We start from the raw sequence: 15,115 nt of genomic DNA, 5'->3' as shown, positions 1-15,115 counted from the left end.
CGCCATGCAGCCAGCCCTCTTGAGTCCCGCTGATTCGCCCGATGCCGTGCCCCCGGAGCCCGGCCTCTCCCGCGCCGAGCTGGTGGAGCTGCTCCGCATCCGTCCCCTGCGCGCGGTGGGCATGGTGGCGCTGCACCTGGGTGTCTGGGTCGCGGCGGCCGTGGCCATTGCCCACGCGGACAGCGTCTGGGTGAAGCTGCCGCTGTGGATGCTGGCGGGTGGGGCGGTGATGGGGCTCATCCAGCTCGACCACGATGCGTGGCACGACAATCTCTTCCCGAGGCCGTGGCAGAACCGCCTCTTCGGCAACGCGCTCAGCCTGCTCGTGGGCATCGCCTACGAGCCCATGCGCCATGACCACCTCGCGCACCACCGCTGGAACCGGACGCAGAAGGACCCTGACGCCTACAACGCGGGCCGCCGCTCGCTCGGGCTGAGCGCGCTCTTCTACGCCACCGTGCTGCTCGGCATCCCGCTGAGCCTCATCTACTTCAACGTCCTCTATCCGCTGCAGCACTTCTCCCGCGCGCGATTGCGCCGCCATGGCGCGGTGCTGCTCTGCTACGCGGGCTTCTACGCGGGGCTCTTCTGGCTGCTGTCGCGGCACGGGCTCGTCCCCGGCGCGGTGGAGTGCTGGCTGCTGCCGGTGCTCTTCGCCAGCCCCCTCAACGGCCTCAAGTCCATCGCGGACCACTACGCCAACACGTGGCGCGGGGACCGCTTCCACACCGCGACGACGGTGCGCGGCACGCGACTCGTCACCTTCCTCTGGAACGGGCTCAACTACCACCTGGACCACCACCTCTATCCGCGCGTGCCCGGCTACAACCTCGCGAGGCTGCACACCCACCTGCGCCCCGGGCTGCTCGCGCGCGGCGCCCCCGTCTTCGACAGCTACCTCGACGTCATGGGACGCGCGCTGCTCGCCGGGCCCACCGTCGTGGACGAGGACGTGCGGCTCGTCACCCTGGAACGAAAGCGCCCATGAACGCCCTGCGAAAGCTGTACGCGGACATCCGCTACGAGGACGGCCGCTGGCCGCTGTCCCGCTGGGACCTCAACCTGCGCTACATCGCCAAGAGCCTCCTCCACGTCCCCGAGCCGCGCCGCACCGAGGACGTCGAGCACTTCGCGCGCGTCGCCCGGCACCTCGCCTCCGGGAGCTGGAAGCCCGACGCGCCCGCGGCGCTCAACCTGTGCGCCGTGGGCGATGTCATGTGGATTCGCAGCGGCTTCCGCGAGGCCCTCTCCCCGGGCGTGCGCGCGCTGATGGCGGACGCGCACGTGGCCTTCGCCAACCTGGAGACGCCCGTGGACCCGGCGCGGCCCGTGCCCCGGCTTGTCTACGAGACGCTCCACTACAACGCGCCGCCGGGCTACCTGGACGCGTGGGAGGGCACCGCGCGCCACCGCGTGTTCTCGCTGTGCAACAACCACGCGCTGGACCAGGGCGCGCAAGGGCTGGAGCGCACGCGCCAGAGCGTGCTGGCCCGCCCGGAGCACCGCTGCGTCGGAGGCCCCCGGGCGGAGGACGCGGTGGCGGGCCTGGAGGTGGCCGGGGTGCGCCTGGGCATTGCCGCGGTGACGTATGACATCAACCACCTCGCGGGGGCGCCGCCCGAGGGCGTTCCGGTGACGCGCCTGGGCAACCCGTGGCATGCGCCCGACTGGGAGCGGCTGGGCGCCCTCATTGACGCGGCGCGCGCGGTGGGGCCGGACCTCGTGGTGCTCATGCCGCACTGGGGCTTCGAGTACGAGTACTGGCCCGAGTCCCTCCAGCGCGAGCACGCCTACCGCCTCATCGAGCGCGGGGCGGACATCCTCCTGGGCTCCTCGCCGCACGTGCTGCAGCCCGTGGAGCTGGTCTCCATCGACGGTGGGGACCCCACGTGCCCCGCGCAGGTGCGCCGGGGAGGGCCGCCGCGAGTGGGGCTCATCGCGTACTCGCTCGGCAACTTCCTGAGCATCATGCCCACGCGGGCGTGCCAGACGGGCGCGGTGCTGAAGCTCGCGCTCGCGCGGGACGCGGGGGGCCCCCTGCGCCCCGTGGACGTGCGCGCGGTGCCCACGGCGTGCGGGCGGGGCCTGGGCGGCGAGGGCTTGCTGGACGCGGGGGTCGTGGCGGTGGACGAGCTGGGCCTGGAGCGCGCGGCGCCGCACCTCGCGCACGCGCGGCGCACCCTGGGCGGACTGATTTCAACCCGGAGGGACTGAAGATGGTGTCGATGCGGGAGCAGTTGGAGGCACTCACCGTGGGCATGGCCCGGCAGGTCGCGGGCTGGCTGCCGGCCGTGACGCCCGAGCGGTACGTGGCCTTCCTGGACATGATGTACCACTACACGCTGCGCAGTGGAGACCGGCTGCGGCTCGCGGCCGAGCGCGCCACGCTCCCCGAGCTGAAGGCCTTCTTCGCGGAGCTCGCGGCGGACGAGCAGTCCCACTACCAGCTCGCGAAGGCGGACCTCGCGGCCTTCGGGCGCACGCCGTCGGACGCCACGCCCCGCGAGGTCTCCGCGTTCCACGCCTTCTGGGAAGGCATCCCGGCGGAGCGCCAGCTCTCGTTCCTCGGCGCGCTGTACGTGCTGGAGGGCGTGGCGCGGCACCTCGGGGGCGACACACGCCAGGGGTTGGGGCGGCTCGGCCTGGACAGGACGCGGGCGCGCTTCCTGCTCGTGCACCTGGACGTGGACGTGGAGCACGGCGCGCGGGCCCAGGCGCTCTGCGAGTCGCTCGGTGCGCACGGCCCCGAGCCCCTGCTGGACGGCGCGCGCCAGGCGGCGGACTTCTGGGTGGCCATCCATCGCCGGGCGCTCGCGGAGGCATAGGCCGGGCCCCCGCAGGCCAGCCAGGGTCGAGCCCCTCCCCGAGTCTGGGCTGTAACCGTCCGGCCAACGACGTGCCGGAGGGCTTGAAGGCGGACGGGTGTCGTGCTCGACGAGCGGCACGACGGATGGAGACGCGGGGCCGGCTGAAGGACGGGGTGACGCCCAGCCACTGAAGCATGGCCCGCAGCGTGGCGCCCTTCATGGGCCCGCCATTGTCCGAGTGCAGGACGAGGCCCTGGGGACGGCCTGCGGCCTGTCACCCTGAGCGTTGGAACCGCGACACGCGCGACTGGACGCCTGCGGGCCCCGTGCGCCTCAACCCCTCACCGGAAGTGCAGGAACTGAAGCGTATCGGCTGAATCCTCTCACGCGACAACGACCTTGACGCTCACCGGAAATGGCCGGAGTTTGGCGCCCGACAAGGCGCGTTGCTGTGTATTGCTAAGGGATATCCCTTGCAAAACCTGACTGGCGCACGACGCCGATGATGGTGCTCGCGTCGATGTAGCCGAGCTGCCGCGAGTCCTGGCTGCGGCCGGCGTTGTCCGCGGACACCACCACCTTGCCGGGCGGCACGCGGGTGTGCTCGTCCGCGCCGAGCGCCTCGCGGGCCCAGTCCGGCACCGCGTCTCCCGCCACCGCGGCGACGCGCTTCACCCGGTGGACCGGGTCATCCCCCTGCGCCATCGCCTCCCGCTGCTCGGGCGTCAGCAGGAAGACGATGATGTCCGAGCGCGCATGGCCGGAGCCATGCAGCCTGCGGGCCACCACCCGCTGGCCATGGTGCAGCGTGGGCGACATGCTGTTGCCCTCCACCGTCACCACCATCCACTGCCGCCGCGCCCAGACAACTCCTCCGGCACCGGCCAGCAGCACGGCACCCAACGCCAGCAGGTAACTCATGCCGCATCCTCCGTGGCCCGCGCGGCGACCCGCTCGTCCTGGTAGCCGCTGGCCTGCAGGCAGAACAGCCGCGCGTACTCGCCGCCGGCCGCCATCAGCTCGTCATGGGTGCCCTGCTCCACAACCTGCCCGTCGGAGAGCACGGCGATGAGGCCCGCGCTTCGCAGCGTGCTCAGCCGGTGGGAGATGAGCAGCCGCGCCCGGCCCGCGCCATGGCGCTGCAGCGTCTGGTGGATGCGGTACTCGGCGCCCGCGTCCAGCCCGCTGCTGGGCTCGTCCAGAATCAGCAGGTCCACGTCCTCGCGCATCAGCGAGCGCGCCAGCGCCACCCGCTGCCACTGGCCCCCGGACAGCGAGACGCCGCCCGTCCCGCCGCCCTCCTCGTCCGTGAGCGTCCGGCTCAGCAGCGTCCCGTAGCCGGAGGGCAGCGCGCAGAGCGTGTCGTCCATCTCCGCTAGCTTCGCCACCGCGCGCACCCGCGCCGCGTCCTGGAAGCGGGCGACATCCCCCAGGCCGATGTTCTCCGCCGCGGTGAAGTCGTAGGCCATGAAGTCCTGGAAGGTGACCGCCAGGCGCAGCCGCAGCGCGCGCGGGTCCAGCTCTCGCACGTCCACCCCGTCCCAGAGCAGCTGCCCCTTCTCCAAGTCATAGAAGCGGCACAGGAGCTTCACCAGCGAGCTCTTGCCCGCGCCGTTGACGCCCACGAGCCCCACCGAGCCGCCAGCGGGGATGAAGAGGTTCACCCCCTTGAGCACCCAGGGCCCGTTGGCGTCGTAGCGAAACCAGGCGTCGCGCAGCTCCACGCCCTTGCGCAAGGCCGGCACAGGCTGGAGCGGCGCGCCCTCGCGGCCGGGGAGGGCCAGCAGCTCCAGGTAGCTGCCGAAGGCCAGCACGCTGCGCCCGGCGCCTTCCAGCTGCATCACCACGCCGTTGAAGGCCGCCTGGATGCCCGCGACGGACGAGAGGAAGAGGGCCACGTCGCCGATGGCGAGCCGCCCGGCCACCGCGCCCCGCACGACGATGAAGGTGCCCACCACCGTCACCGCCGCCGTCAGCAGCGACAGCCCCACCTGCAGGACGGCGCCCCGGCGTGCCACGTTCAGCTCCTGGGAGGACGCCTTGAGCAGCGCCGCCAACATCCGGTCCAGCAGCAGCTCCCCCGCCCCGAAGAGGCGGATCTCCTTCGCGGCCCGCACGTCCACCAGCAGCGAGCTGTAGAAGCCGCGCCAGCGGTACGTCTGCACCAGCGTGCGCGACAGCTCCGCCCCCCAGCGGCTGCGCACCAGCTGCGCGGTGAGCCCCACGCCCCCCGCCAGCAGCAGCAGCAGCGCCATGGCGGGCGCCACCGTCAGCACCACCGCGCTCAGCGTCCCCACCATGACGGTGGAGCGCAGCAGCGTCTGCACCAGCTCGGTGAGCTGGTACGGCGCCTCCTGCGAGGCCTCGTGCGCCAGCTTCAGCCGGCCGTGGAAGGCGGGGTCCTCGAAGTACTTGAGGCCCTCCAGCTCGATGACCTTCCCGAACAGCGAGCGCTCCACGGCGAGGGTGACACGCCAGCGGATGGCCGACACCAGGTACTCGGTGACGTTGAGCACCGCCATGGCCGTGCCCGCGATGGCCGCCGCGCCCACGCCCAAAGCCAGGGCCCGCCCGGAGTCGGCGGCGGCGCCCTTCGCCAGCTCGTCCAGCAGGTGCTTGGTGAGCCAGCCGCCGGTGGCGGCCACCGAGCCGGTGCAGACGGTGAGCGTGAGCGAGAAGGCCGACAGCACCGGCGCGCCCCGCCACTGGAGCGCCAGGGCCGCGCCCACGGTGCGCAGGGCCCGCCGGAACAGGCCCCGGGCAACAGCCTCCCCGGTCATGGCAGGACGTCGCTCAGCCGGTTGCCGGCGGCGGCCACCTTGCCGTCCTCCACGCGCACCAGCAGGGGATAGCCGGGCGGCTCGAACGCCTTGTGGGCGGGGCCATCCACCGTGGTGAAGGCCACCTTGGCCACCCGCTTCAGCGCCTCCGCCAGCTCGCGCGTCTCGGGGTCCTGGGGGCTGCCCTCGACGAAGGCCATGAAGGGCAGCGTGGGTGGGCGCTCCAGCAACTGCTGGCGCGCCGTCGCGCAGGGCTTGCAACTGGAGGTGAAGAAGCCCACCAGCGACACCCCGGTGCGCAGGGCCTCGTCCGACAGCTGCACGCCCTCCTCGGTGAGCGCCTGGAACGGGCGGACCGGATCGCCGGGCTGGGGCAGGTTCGGGTCCTTCATCACGCCGCCCCGGGACACCATCTCCTGCAGCACCCGCAGGCGCCCGATGAGCGCGAAGGACAAGAACAGGTTCACCACCACCAGCACGGACAGCACCGCTACCACCACGGCAAGCAACGACATCAGCGCCTCGACTTCTTCAAGGCCGCCCCGGAGGCGGCCGGATGGAGAGCCCGGATGAGCAAGACAGCAGGCACGGCCTCAGCGCCTCGACTTCTTCAAGGCAGTCGGCTGGGGACCCCGGAGGAGGAAGACAAGGTCATCCCACCGTGTGACAAACACGCCGGCAAGCCCACCGACCGCGCCCGCCAGGAGCGCGGCCTCGAGCGGCGCCGGGCCGGCCTGGTGGCCCAGCGCGCCCAGCACGCCCACCGAGAGCAGCAGGCCATTGCGCACCAGGTGCCCCGGGCCCACCGGCGTGGCACTGGCGCCGAAGCACCGGCAGCTCACCGGCGCCGCGCCGCGCCATGCGCGCACCAGCCCCAGGGTGAACCCGCCCAGGAGCATCAACGCCAGCGCATAGCCCGCCGGCGCGGCGGCCAGCAGCAGCAGCACGCACAGCGCCTCGGCCAGCACCACCGCCGCTGCCAGCGGCGCGCCCGCCAGGGCCTTCGGAACCCCGAAGCTCCCGAGCGTCCGCGTGAAGTCCTTGAATGACTCGCGGCTGCGCGCCTTGCTGCCCGCGGCGAGCGCGAACACCACGGCCAGCAGCAGCCGGCAGCCCCAATCGACAGCGCTCACCACAACCTCCTCGACAGCAGGCACGGCTGGACACCCGAAAGCGTATCCAGCCGTGGACTCAATCCTTGATGACCAGACGCACGCCTATCGCGATGGGATGGAAGCGGCTGGAGTCCTACCCGTAGCAGCCACTGCCGCTGCCGGAGCGGCAGCTGCCCAAGATGCAGGCGGCGTAGCAGTTGAGCCGCTTGGTGCGGGCGGCGTTGCAGCAGCAGCCGGCCTCCGCGATGCACGCACCTGCGGACACGTCGGCCAGGAATAGCCGCAGGAAGCGCTGGCTCAAGGCGGTGAGGGTTTTCATGGTGTCTTCTCCTTGCGCGCGTTCCCGGGCAATCCAGAAACTCCCGCGCGCTCGGATCGTACAGGAGGTTTTTTCTCAGTCAATGAGACACTGGGAAAGCTGTGCTTCCGGACTTCCCCCCTCGTCTTAGCGCAGCCAGAGAAGCATGGAGGCGACGTGCAGGACGGCGAGGTCGCTGGTCACCGTCTTGTCGTAGCGGGTGGCGGCAGCCCGAAAGCGTTTGAGGTCGGGGAAGAAGCATTCGACCCGGTAGCGCAGCCGGTAGAGGGACCGGTCCAAAGGCAACGGGCGCTTGCGGCTCGGGTTCGGGTGGAGCGGCTTACCGCCCGTCGTTGTGACGGCGTGAACCTTTGTTGAAAAACCTCCTCGAGAACGCCCCAGAGCATTGCTTCGGATCTCCCTTTTCCGCCCGCTGCGTCTTGGTGCGCCCGGACGACCGATGCGTCGACGAGGGAGCCGAGCTCATCCACGTCGAGCCGAAGCGCCTGGAAGATGGCTTCCCAGCGCCCCGTTTTCGCCCATCGGTGGAAGCGGTTGTAGACGGTCTTCCAGTGGCCGAATCGCTCCGGCAGATCCCGCCACTGCACCCCGGTCTTCACGCGCCACACCCCGGCGTTGATGAAGTCACGGTCCCCTCGCTTCGAGGGAGGGCCGCTCCGGGAGCCCAGCAGGGGCTCGATGCGGCTCCACTCGGCATCGCTCAGTTCATGTCGGCGCACAGCCCGCGTTGATCATGCCTGACGCGGGCTGGCAACCTCCTGATGCCCCCGAAGCCAGGCCCAACCTCGATGTTCAATCCAGCAGGTTGAATTTTCGGACCGGAGATCAGGGACAGCCCCTAGCGTGGGCTCGGTGTCGACGTCGCGCAGGCTGAGAAAAGCAGGAAAGGAGGAGGCAAGCTCGGGAGCGTATGGTGATGTCCCCTCAATACAGGATCCCACGCAACGGTATCCATGGCGCGAGCCAGGGGCCGTGAGACTCCGGAGGCCACCCACCGCTCAGGATTGTTGGCCTTTCCATCGCGAGGAGCATGGAACTTGCGATGAGCGTCAAGGTCGCTGCCGCGCAAGAGGGCTCAGCCGACGCGTTTCAACTCCTGCACTTCCGGTGAAGGGTTGAGGCGTATGGGGCCCGCGGGCGTCCAGTCGCGCGTGTCGCGGCTCCAGCGCTCGGGGTGACGGGCGCGAGCGCGCTGGTACACCGGGTGGCGCTGGGCGAGCCGCGCGACCCCCTCGGGGCAGCCCGCCTCGCGCCAGCTTTCGCGGAGGAGGTCCGCGCCATGCGAGGACGACTCCTCCTGGGTTCCAGCCCAGCGCTTGAAGTTTTTCGAGCACGCGCAACTTCAACTCGGGCGTTCGTGTACGGCACTGCGTCCTGCCTGCTCTCGTCCCCTGGGCGTGGTCATCCCGGCCGCTCTGCCGAGGCGACACTCAGGGCTCTTGCGGTCTACGGAGCCCTTTCAATGAGAATCTTGGACACCTTGCCGTCAAGGCCGTTGAAGGAATGCCAGAAGACGTCCCGGTAGTAGCTGATGCTCTGGGTGACCGGCATCCAGGCACCAATATCCGGGTCATAATAGGGAGGGGGCGCCTCGAACGTGCTGATGCACTCCCCGCTCGTGGCCTGCTTGATGCGATAGTCCGTCCAGTCATCACTGGTCGCGCAGTTGGGGTCGTCGCAGAGGCGGATGCGCACGCCGGCAGGCCAGTAGAGGAGCTTCATCGAGCGAGCCTCGTCATTCTTCCATCCCGACACGGCGACCCGGCCAGCGGAATCGTACGGGATGCTGATGGGATTGCTTGGATCCGCACGAGGTTCGGTAAAGAGCGCGGTGCCGAAGCTATCGGAGCAATTGTTGTCCGCGTAGAACACGAGATACGGACTGTAGTGGGTGGGAAAGGGCGGAAGGTCCGGAATGATGACCCCGGTGTTCTCGGCACCGTCGTCCGTCGGAGTGCACCCCTCGCAGGTGACGTTCTGCGTCTGGGAATCCAGCGCCTCCGGGGCAGGAACAGGGGGCTCCCCGGGACCACAGGCCGTGAACAGCAGGAGCGCGCACGCAGCAGACCATTTCTTGAAAGGCATCTTCACTCCTGGGTTGGGATGGGTGAACGCGATGTCAGCCCTGGCGCCGTGGGCTTCCTGTCGCAAACACAGCTGTCATGTGGCCAGGGTGTGGCACCGACGATTCGCCCGGCTGTTGCTGTGTCCATGACGAATACGAAGCGACGGGCGTCCCCTGGTTGTCAGAGGCCGGATTTCCCCGCGGCCTGTCGAGCAACGCCGACGCGCTCGTCCGTCATGGGCACCGAGGTCCTTCCGGAAGGTACCTTCCTGCGTTTCCAGGCCCTTCTCATGGGCGAGGAGTACGGGACTTGAACCCGTGGCCCTCCCGTGACGCAGGACCCTGGATGCGGGCAGCGCGTCGCGTGCGCAACACTGGAAACACCCCCAGGGGTTCAGGCGTAGGCAACGCGGCGCTAGACCATCGCATCCGGCCCGGCTGCCGGTTAATCGTGGGGACTCGACTTCCAGGGTGGGACCCCTCAGGGACTTCATGCTCAGCACGACCCGTCACGACACCACGCCATCGCCTTCCTTGAGCGCGGTGGGGCGCGCGCTTCCGCCGCACTACGCCAGCCAGGACCAGCTCATCGGGGCGCTGCGCGACCTGTGGGCGACGAAGCACTTCAACCTGGAGCGGCTCGAGGACCTCCACCGCAACGTCCAGGTGGGCGGCCGGCACCTGGCGCTGCCCCTGGAGGAGTACCCGGCGCTCGCGACCTTCCAGCAGCGCAACGACGCGTGGATCCGCGTGGCCACGGACCTCTCGGAGACCGTCGCGCGCCAGGCGCTGGAGCGCGCGGGGCTCACGCCGAAGGACGTGGACCACGTCTTCTTCGTCACGGTGACGGGCATCGCCACCCCCAGCGTGGACGCGCGGCTGGTCAACCGGATGGGCTTGCGCGAGGACGTGAAGCGCACCCCCATCTTCGGCCTGGGCTGCGTCGCGGGCGCGGCGGGGCTGGCACGGGCGTCGGACTACCTGCGCGCGTTCCCGAAGCAGACCGCGCTGCTCATCGCCACGGAGCTGTGCTCGCTGACGCTGCAACGCGAGGACCTGTCCATTCCCAACATCATCGCCTCCGGCCTCTTCGGCGATGGCGCGGCGTGCGTGGTGCTGCGCGGCGCGGAGGCCTCCGGGGCCACGGGGCCCCGCGTGGTGGGCTCCCGCTCGGTCTTCTACCCGGACACCGAGCGGGTGATGGGCTGGGACGTGGTGGACACGGGCTTCAAGGTCGTGCTGTCCGCGAAGGTGCCGCAGCTCGTGAAGGACCACATCCGGGGCAACGTGGACGGCTTCCTCGCGGAGCACGGGCTGACCCGCAAGGACGTGCGGCACTGGGTGGCGCACACCGGCGGGCCCAAGGTGCTGGAGGGCTTCGAGTCCGCGCTGGAATTGGAAGCGGGCGCGCTGGAGCGCTCGTGGAAGTCGCTGCGCCAGGTGGGCAACCTGTCCAGCGCGTCGGTGCTCTTCGTGCTGGGCGAGACGCTGGAAGAGGCGGGCGCGAAGCCGGGCGACTGGGGTGTGGTGATGGCGATGGGACCGGGCTTCTGCGCGGAGATGGTGCTGGTGCGATGGTGACCGTGACACAGACACTGTTCCTGGGCTTCATGGCGCTGCTCATCGCGGAGCGGCTGCTGGAATTGGTCCTGTCCAAGCGCAACGCGGCGCGGGCCTTCGCGCGGGGCGGCGTGGAGACGGGGCAGGGGCACTACCGGTTCATGGTGGTGTTCCACACGCTGTTCCTCTTCGCGTGCGTGGCGGAGGTGTTCGCCCTGCACCGGCCCTTCTGGGGCGCGTGGAGCGTGGCGGCGCTGGTGGGCGCGGTGGTGGCGCAGGGGTTGAGGTACTGGGCCATCGGGACGCTGGGCGACCGGTGGAACTCGCGCATCATCGTGGTGCCGGGGCTGGCGCCGGTGACGGGCGGGCCGTACCGGTTCCTGCGGCATCCGAACTACGTGGCGGTGGTGCTGGAGCTGTTGTGCGTGCCGCTCATCCACGGAGCGTGGGTGACGGCGGTGGTCTTCACGGTGGGCAACGCGGTCCTGCTCTTCGTGCGCATCCGCGCGGAGGAGGCGGCGCTCGGCGCGATGTATTCCGAGGCGTTCGCCGACCGTCCCCGCTTCATTCCGGAGGTACGCCGTGGCTGACACCGTGACGGAGGCGATGGCGGAGATCCGCCGCATCGCCCGTGAGGAGTTGGAGTTCGAAGGCGCGGTGGAGCCCTCGCACGATCTGCTGCGCGACCTGCACCTGGACAGCCTGGGGCTGACGGTGCTCGCGGTGGGCCTGGAGAACCGCTTCCGGGTGCTGCTGTCGGAGGAGGACGCGCAGGGCGTGCGCACGGTGGAGGACCTGGCGCGGCTGGTGGCCACGCGGGTCGCGGCCCGGGCGTCGGGCTCGGAAGCGGGGGCGCACCCATGAAGGGTCCGCCCCTGCCCGCGCTGAAGCACGCCACGGTGAACGCGATGCTGAAGGCGACGTCGCACACGTCGCTGGGGCTCGTGTTCGTGGATGCCTCCGAGCGCGAGACGTCACTGCCCTGGTCCCATGTGTACCGGCGCGCGAAGCGGGCCGCGGCGGGGCTCGCGAGGCTGGGAGTGAAGCCGGGGGACCGCGTGGCCCTCCTGCTGCCCACGTCGCCCGCGTTCATGGACGCCTACTTCGGCACGCTGCTGGCGGGCGCGGTGCCGGTGCCGCTGTATCCGCCGGTGCGGCTGGGCCGGCTGGACGAATACCACCGCGCGACGGCGCGCATGCTCCAGGTGACGGGCGCGAGCGCGGTGCTGACGGATACGCGCGTGCGGCTGCTGTTGGGCCCCAGCGTGGAGCAGGCCCGGCCCCGGCTGGGCTGCCACACGGTGGACGCGGTGATGCACGGCGACGAGGACCTGGAGGTGGAGGTGAGCCCCGACGCGCTGGGGCTCATCCAGTTCTCGTCAGGTTCCACGGTGGATCCGAAGCCGGTGGCGCTGACGCATGGGGCGCTCGTGGCGCAGGTGGCGGCGCTGGAGGCAGCGATGCCGCTGGCCGCGGGCGTGACGCCGGTGGGCGTGAGCTGGCTGCCGCTGTACCACGACATGGGGCTCATCGGCTGCGTGCTCTCCGCGCTGTACTACCCGGGCAGCCTGGTGCTGATTCCGCCGGAGACGTTCCTGGTGAAGCCGGCGCTGTGGTTGCGCGCGCTGTCGCGGCACCGGGGCTTCGTGTCTCCGGCGCCGAACTTCGCCTATGGGCTGTGCCTGAAGCGGGTGAAGGACGCGGACATGCAGGGCGTGGACCTGTCCGGGTGGCTGCACGCGCTCAACGGCGCGGAGCCGGTGTCCGCGGACACGCTGCGCCGCTTCGCGGAGCGCTTCGAACGGTGGGGCTTCTCCGCGCGGGCGCTGCGGCCGGTGTACGGGCTGTCGGAGGCGTCGCTCGCGGTGACGTTCCCACCTGCGGGCCGGGGACCGCGCGAGCTGGGCGTGGATCCGAACGTGCTGGCGCGCGAAGGACAGGTGCACGATGGGACGCGGACGCTGGTGAGCGTGGGCGCGCCGGTCGCGGGCTTCGAGGTGCAGGTGCGCGGCGAGGATGGCGCGGAGCTGCCGGAGCGCCGCGTGGGGCGCGTGTTCGCGCGAGGGCCGTCGGTGATGCACGGCTACTTCGAGGACGCGGAGGCGACGGGGCGCGCGCTCACGGGCGATGGCTGGCTCGACACGGGGGACCTGGGCTTTGGCGCGGACGGAGAGCTGTACCTGACGGGCCGCGCGAAGGACCTGGTCATCATCCGGGGCGCGAACCACGCGCCACAGGCCTTCGAGGAGCCGCTGGGCGCGGTGGAGGGCGTGCGCACGGGCTGCGCGGTGGCGCTGGGCTTCACGCCCGAGGGCAGCGAGGACGAAGCGCTGCTCATCCTCGCGGAGCGCGCGGCACCGGGAAACGAGGCGTCACTGGAAGCGGACATCCGCGCGGCGGTGGTCGTGGCGACGGGCGTGCAGCCGCACACGGTGCGCATCCTGGAGCCGGGCACATTGCCGCGCACGTCCAGCGGCAAGCTGCGCCGGAACGAGGCGCTGCGGCGCTATCTGTCGGGCGAGCTGACGGCGCCGAAGAAGGTGGGCGCGGTGGGGCTCGCGGTGGAGATGGCGAAGAGCGCGCTCGCGATGGTGCGCGCGGAGCATGACTCGTGATGGGGCAGGGCGGGTGAGACGCCACGACGTGGTCGTGGTCGGTGGGGGCCCGGCGGGGCTCGCGGTGGCCATCACCGCGGCCCGGCGCGGGCTGGACACGGTGGTGCTGGAGCGCTCGTCTACACCCGTAGACAAGGCATGCGGTGAGGGCTTGATGCCCTCGGGGCTGGAGGCGCTGGAGCGACTGGGCGCGCTGTCGCATCTGGACCGGCGAGAGAGCGCGCCCTTCGTGGGCATCCGCTACGTGCAGGAGGACGGCAGCTCGGCGGAGGGGAAGTTGCCGGCGCCCGGTGGCCTGGGCGTGCGCAGGCTGGCCCTGTCCTCGGCGCTCGTCTCCCGCGCGAGAGAAGTGGGCGTGGACCTGCGCGAACACACGCAGGTCGTGTCGCATCAGCGCACGGACGCAGGGGTGACGCTGGAGACGCCCACGGGACCCGTGCAAGCGCGCTTCCTGGTGGCGGCGGACGGGCTGGCTTCACCGCTGCGCCGCGCGGAGGGCCTGGACGTGGTCCGCGAAGGTCCCCGTCGCTTCGGGCTGCGGCGGCACTTCCGTCGCGTGCCGTGGACGCCCTACGTGGAGGTGCACTTCGCCTCCGGCGTCGAGGCCTACGTGACGCCCGCCGGAGCGGAGCGCGTGGGCATCGCCTTCCTGTGGGAGGCCGGCACCGTGACGGAGCGCGTGGGCTTTGAAGCGTTGCTGGCGCGCTTCCCGAAGCTCGCGGAGAAACTCGCGGGCGTGGAGACGGACTCGCAGGTGCGCGGCGCGGGGCCCCTGGCGCGCGTGGTCCGGAGGCGGGTGGCGGACCGCTTCGCCCTCGTGGGAGATGCGGCGGGCTACGTGGACGCGGTGACGGGCGAAGGCCTCACCCTGGCCTTCACCTGCGCGGAGTCCCTGGGCGCGCTGCTCCCGGACGCCTTGGCGAAGGGCGCGGGCCGCGACACCCTGATGCCCTACGAGCGCACCTTCCAGCAGGTGTTCCGCAAGTACTCCTGGACGACGCACGGCCTGCTGATGCTCACGCGGCGCCCGCGACTGCGAAGGTCCGTGGTGCGCCTGTTGGGCCGGGCCCCGTGGCTCTTCGAGCGCATCCTCGCCACCGTGGTGACCTGACCCTCGCACCACCCGGCCCTTGTTCCACCGCCGCGCGCCGGGGACACTCCGGCCCATGGCACCTGGCCCCGCGGCTTCGCGTCCCTGGTTCGCGTTCTCCCTCGACCTGGCCCCGGCCGCGGCGAGCCGGCACCTGCACGGCCTGCCCCCCGTGCCCGACTTCCCCGAGGGCGAGCTCGCCGAGGCCCTGGACGTGGACGTCGTCTATGACGTCCACGTGCCCAACTGGAACGGCCGCGTGGCCCGCCTCGTGGACGCCCCCGGACACAGCGTCGTCGGCCGGCTGCGCCCCGTGGACCCCGAGTCCTGGCCCGTCCTGGCCCGCCTGGAGACCGCCCTCGCCCTGGCCACCGAGGAGCGCCCCGTGCAGGTGCGCACCGCCTCCGGCACCGTGGTGGACGCCCACGCCTTCACTCCCAGTGACCGCAACACCTCCACCCAGGGTCCCGTCAGCGAGGCCTTCCTCATCACCCTCGCCGTCGCCGCCGAACGCGCCCGCCTGCCTGCCGATGTCGTTGAAAAACTCCAGGCCGAGGCCCGCATCGTCCACGCCGTCCAGCACGCCCGCCCCGACGGCCACCGCCCTCCAGCCCCCTCGAAGCCCGGCATAAAGTGACAGCCGGGCTGATCCAGCCCGAAAAAAGCCCTGCCTGCTGAGAAAAAGGGAGGCGCGACGCAACCGGGCGCCGCGTCGCGCCGACGATGGGTGGAAGGGGTCCCCCCTCTTCCGACCGTCTCCCCCG

The 15,115-nt window shown here is 71.1% G+C and carries 15 protein-coding genes and 1 pseudogene; 9 read left to right on the top strand and 7 right to left on the bottom strand.

Features of this window, described 5'->3' with window-relative positions; translation table 11 throughout:
* Positions 1-19 precede the first annotated feature (19 nt).
* The 3 genes from D7X12_RS04115 to D7X12_RS04105 are packed head-to-tail and all read left to right on the top strand — an operon-like array spanning position 20 to position 2,825.
* A complete protein-coding gene (locus D7X12_RS04115; protein WP_158619954.1) occupies positions 20-988 on the top strand; it encodes a fatty acid desaturase family protein in 969 nt (322 codons plus the stop codon).
* Positions 985-2,214 (top strand): CapA family protein, encoded by a 1,230-nt coding sequence (locus tag D7X12_RS04110; protein WP_120623958.1) that lies wholly within the window; start codon positions 985-987, stop codon positions 2,212-2,214. Before D7X12_RS04115 ends, D7X12_RS04110 begins: the two co-directional genes overlap by 4 nt.
* A gap of 2 nt (positions 2,215-2,216) precedes the next feature.
* Positions 2,217-2,825 carry an iron-containing redox enzyme family protein gene (locus D7X12_RS04105; protein WP_120565734.1) on the top strand — a complete coding sequence of 203 codons (609 nt, stop codon included), beginning with the start codon at positions 2,217-2,219 and terminating at the stop codon, positions 2,823-2,825.
* Between the two features lie 441 nt (positions 2,826-3,266).
* Here the strand turns inward: D7X12_RS04105 and D7X12_RS04100 are convergent, their stop codons facing one another.
* The 7 genes and pseudogenes from D7X12_RS04100 to D7X12_RS04070 all read right to left on the bottom strand — a co-directional run bounded on the left by D7X12_RS04100 (position 3,267) and on the right by D7X12_RS04070 (position 9,106).
* Positions 3,267-3,728 carry a S26 family signal peptidase gene (locus D7X12_RS04100; RefSeq protein WP_120623957.1) on the bottom strand — a complete coding sequence of 154 codons (462 nt, stop codon included), beginning with the start codon at positions 3,726-3,728 and terminating at the stop codon, positions 3,267-3,269.
* The gene (locus D7X12_RS04095) at positions 3,725-5,587 is read right to left on the bottom strand and encodes an ABC transporter ATP-binding protein (RefSeq protein ID WP_120623956.1); all 1,863 of its coding nucleotides are present in this window, start codon (positions 5,585-5,587) and stop codon (positions 3,725-3,727) included. Before D7X12_RS04095 ends, D7X12_RS04100 begins: the two co-directional genes overlap by 4 nt.
* On the bottom strand, positions 5,584-6,102 hold the full coding sequence (locus tag D7X12_RS04090; RefSeq protein WP_120623955.1) for a hypothetical protein: 519 nt from the start codon (positions 6,100-6,102) through the stop codon (positions 5,584-5,586). The genes D7X12_RS04095 and D7X12_RS04090 overlap by 4 nt, the downstream gene beginning before the upstream one ends.
* A gap of 78 nt (positions 6,103-6,180) precedes the next feature.
* A complete protein-coding gene (locus tag D7X12_RS04085) occupies positions 6,181-6,720 on the bottom strand; it encodes a MauE/DoxX family redox-associated membrane protein (RefSeq protein WP_244224336.1) in 540 nt (179 codons plus the stop codon).
* Between the two features lie 115 nt (positions 6,721-6,835).
* The gene (locus D7X12_RS04080) at positions 6,836-7,021 is read right to left on the bottom strand and encodes a hypothetical protein (protein ID WP_120623954.1); all 186 of its coding nucleotides are present in this window, start codon (positions 7,019-7,021) and stop codon (positions 6,836-6,838) included.
* Between the two features lie 126 nt (positions 7,022-7,147).
* Positions 7,148-7,740, bottom strand: a pseudogene (locus D7X12_RS04075) (IS5 family transposase).
* A 727-nt stretch (positions 7,741-8,467) separates the two neighbouring features.
* Positions 8,468-9,106 carry a hypothetical protein gene (locus tag D7X12_RS04070; protein WP_120623953.1) on the bottom strand — a complete coding sequence of 213 codons (639 nt, stop codon included), beginning with the start codon at positions 9,104-9,106 and terminating at the stop codon, positions 8,468-8,470.
* A 472-nt stretch (positions 9,107-9,578) separates the two neighbouring features.
* On the opposite strand from D7X12_RS04070, the gene D7X12_RS04065 reads away from it, so the two are divergent.
* Genes D7X12_RS04065 through D7X12_RS04040 form a run of 6 tightly spaced genes read left to right on the top strand, consistent with a single transcriptional unit; the run spans position 9,579 to position 14,988 of the window.
* Positions 9,579-10,667 carry a type III polyketide synthase gene (locus D7X12_RS04065; RefSeq protein WP_120623952.1) on the top strand — a complete coding sequence of 363 codons (1,089 nt, stop codon included), beginning with the start codon at positions 9,579-9,581 and terminating at the stop codon, positions 10,665-10,667.
* Positions 10,661-11,236 (top strand): isoprenylcysteine carboxyl methyltransferase family protein, encoded by a 576-nt coding sequence (locus tag D7X12_RS04060; protein WP_120623951.1) that lies wholly within the window; start codon positions 10,661-10,663, stop codon positions 11,234-11,236. The genes D7X12_RS04065 and D7X12_RS04060 overlap by 7 nt, the downstream gene beginning before the upstream one ends.
* A complete protein-coding gene (locus tag D7X12_RS04055; RefSeq protein WP_120623950.1) occupies positions 11,229-11,510 on the top strand; it encodes an acyl carrier protein in 282 nt (93 codons plus the stop codon). The genes D7X12_RS04060 and D7X12_RS04055 overlap by 8 nt, the downstream gene beginning before the upstream one ends.
* Positions 11,507-13,261 carry a fatty acyl-AMP ligase gene (locus D7X12_RS04050; RefSeq protein WP_120623949.1) on the top strand — a complete coding sequence of 585 codons (1,755 nt, stop codon included), beginning with the start codon at positions 11,507-11,509 and terminating at the stop codon, positions 13,259-13,261. The genes D7X12_RS04055 and D7X12_RS04050 overlap by 4 nt, the downstream gene beginning before the upstream one ends.
* A gap of 13 nt (positions 13,262-13,274) precedes the next feature.
* Positions 13,275-14,372 carry an NAD(P)/FAD-dependent oxidoreductase gene (locus tag D7X12_RS04045; RefSeq protein ID WP_120623948.1) on the top strand — a complete coding sequence of 366 codons (1,098 nt, stop codon included), beginning with the start codon at positions 13,275-13,277 and terminating at the stop codon, positions 14,370-14,372.
* Positions 14,373-14,427: 55 nt separating this feature from the next.
* A complete protein-coding gene (locus tag D7X12_RS04040) occupies positions 14,428-14,988 on the top strand; it encodes a gamma-glutamylcyclotransferase family protein (RefSeq protein ID WP_120623947.1) in 561 nt (186 codons plus the stop codon).
* Positions 14,989-15,115 lie beyond the last annotated feature (127 nt).

It is taken from the genome of Corallococcus sicarius (genome assembly GCF_003611735.1).
GTDB classification, from domain to species: Bacteria; Myxococcota; Myxococcia; order Myxococcales; family Myxococcaceae; genus Corallococcus; species Corallococcus sicarius.
Note: the sequence above shows the minus strand (reverse complement) of the source record. Positions and strands in the feature narration are given on the sequence as shown.

Bases quoted from the DNA above. Each gene is read 5' to 3' on its own strand.
- D7X12_RS04060 (WP_120623951.1), top strand. From the start codon at position 10,661: ATGGTGACCGTGACACAGACACTGTTCCTGGGCTTCATGGCGCTGCTC.
- D7X12_RS04100 (WP_120623957.1), bottom strand. From the start codon at position 3,728: ATGAGTTACCTGCTGGCGTTGGGTGCCGTGCTGCTGGCCGGTGCCGGA.
- D7X12_RS04110 (WP_120623958.1), top strand. From the start codon at position 985: ATGAACGCCCTGCGAAAGCTGTACGCGGACATCCGCTACGAGGACGGC.
- D7X12_RS04090 (WP_120623955.1), bottom strand. From the start codon at position 6,102: ATGTCGTTGCTTGCCGTGGTGGTAGCGGTGCTGTCCGTGCTGGTGGTG.
- D7X12_RS04065 (WP_120623952.1), top strand. From the start codon at position 9,579: ATGCTCAGCACGACCCGTCACGACACCACGCCATCGCCTTCCTTGAGC.
- D7X12_RS04095 (WP_120623956.1), bottom strand. From the start codon at position 5,587: ATGACCGGGGAGGCTGTTGCCCGGGGCCTGTTCCGGCGGGCCCTGCGC.
- D7X12_RS04070 (WP_120623953.1), bottom strand. From the start codon at position 9,106: ATGCCTTTCAAGAAATGGTCTGCTGCGTGCGCGCTCCTGCTGTTCACG.
- D7X12_RS04080 (WP_120623954.1), bottom strand. From the start codon at position 7,021: ATGAAAACCCTCACCGCCTTGAGCCAGCGCTTCCTGCGGCTATTCCTG.
- D7X12_RS04105 (WP_120565734.1), top strand. From the start codon at position 2,217: ATGGTGTCGATGCGGGAGCAGTTGGAGGCACTCACCGTGGGCATGGCC.
- D7X12_RS04040 (WP_120623947.1), top strand. From the start codon at position 14,428: ATGGCACCTGGCCCCGCGGCTTCGCGTCCCTGGTTCGCGTTCTCCCTC.
- D7X12_RS04050 (WP_120623949.1), top strand. From the start codon at position 11,507: ATGAAGGGTCCGCCCCTGCCCGCGCTGAAGCACGCCACGGTGAACGCG.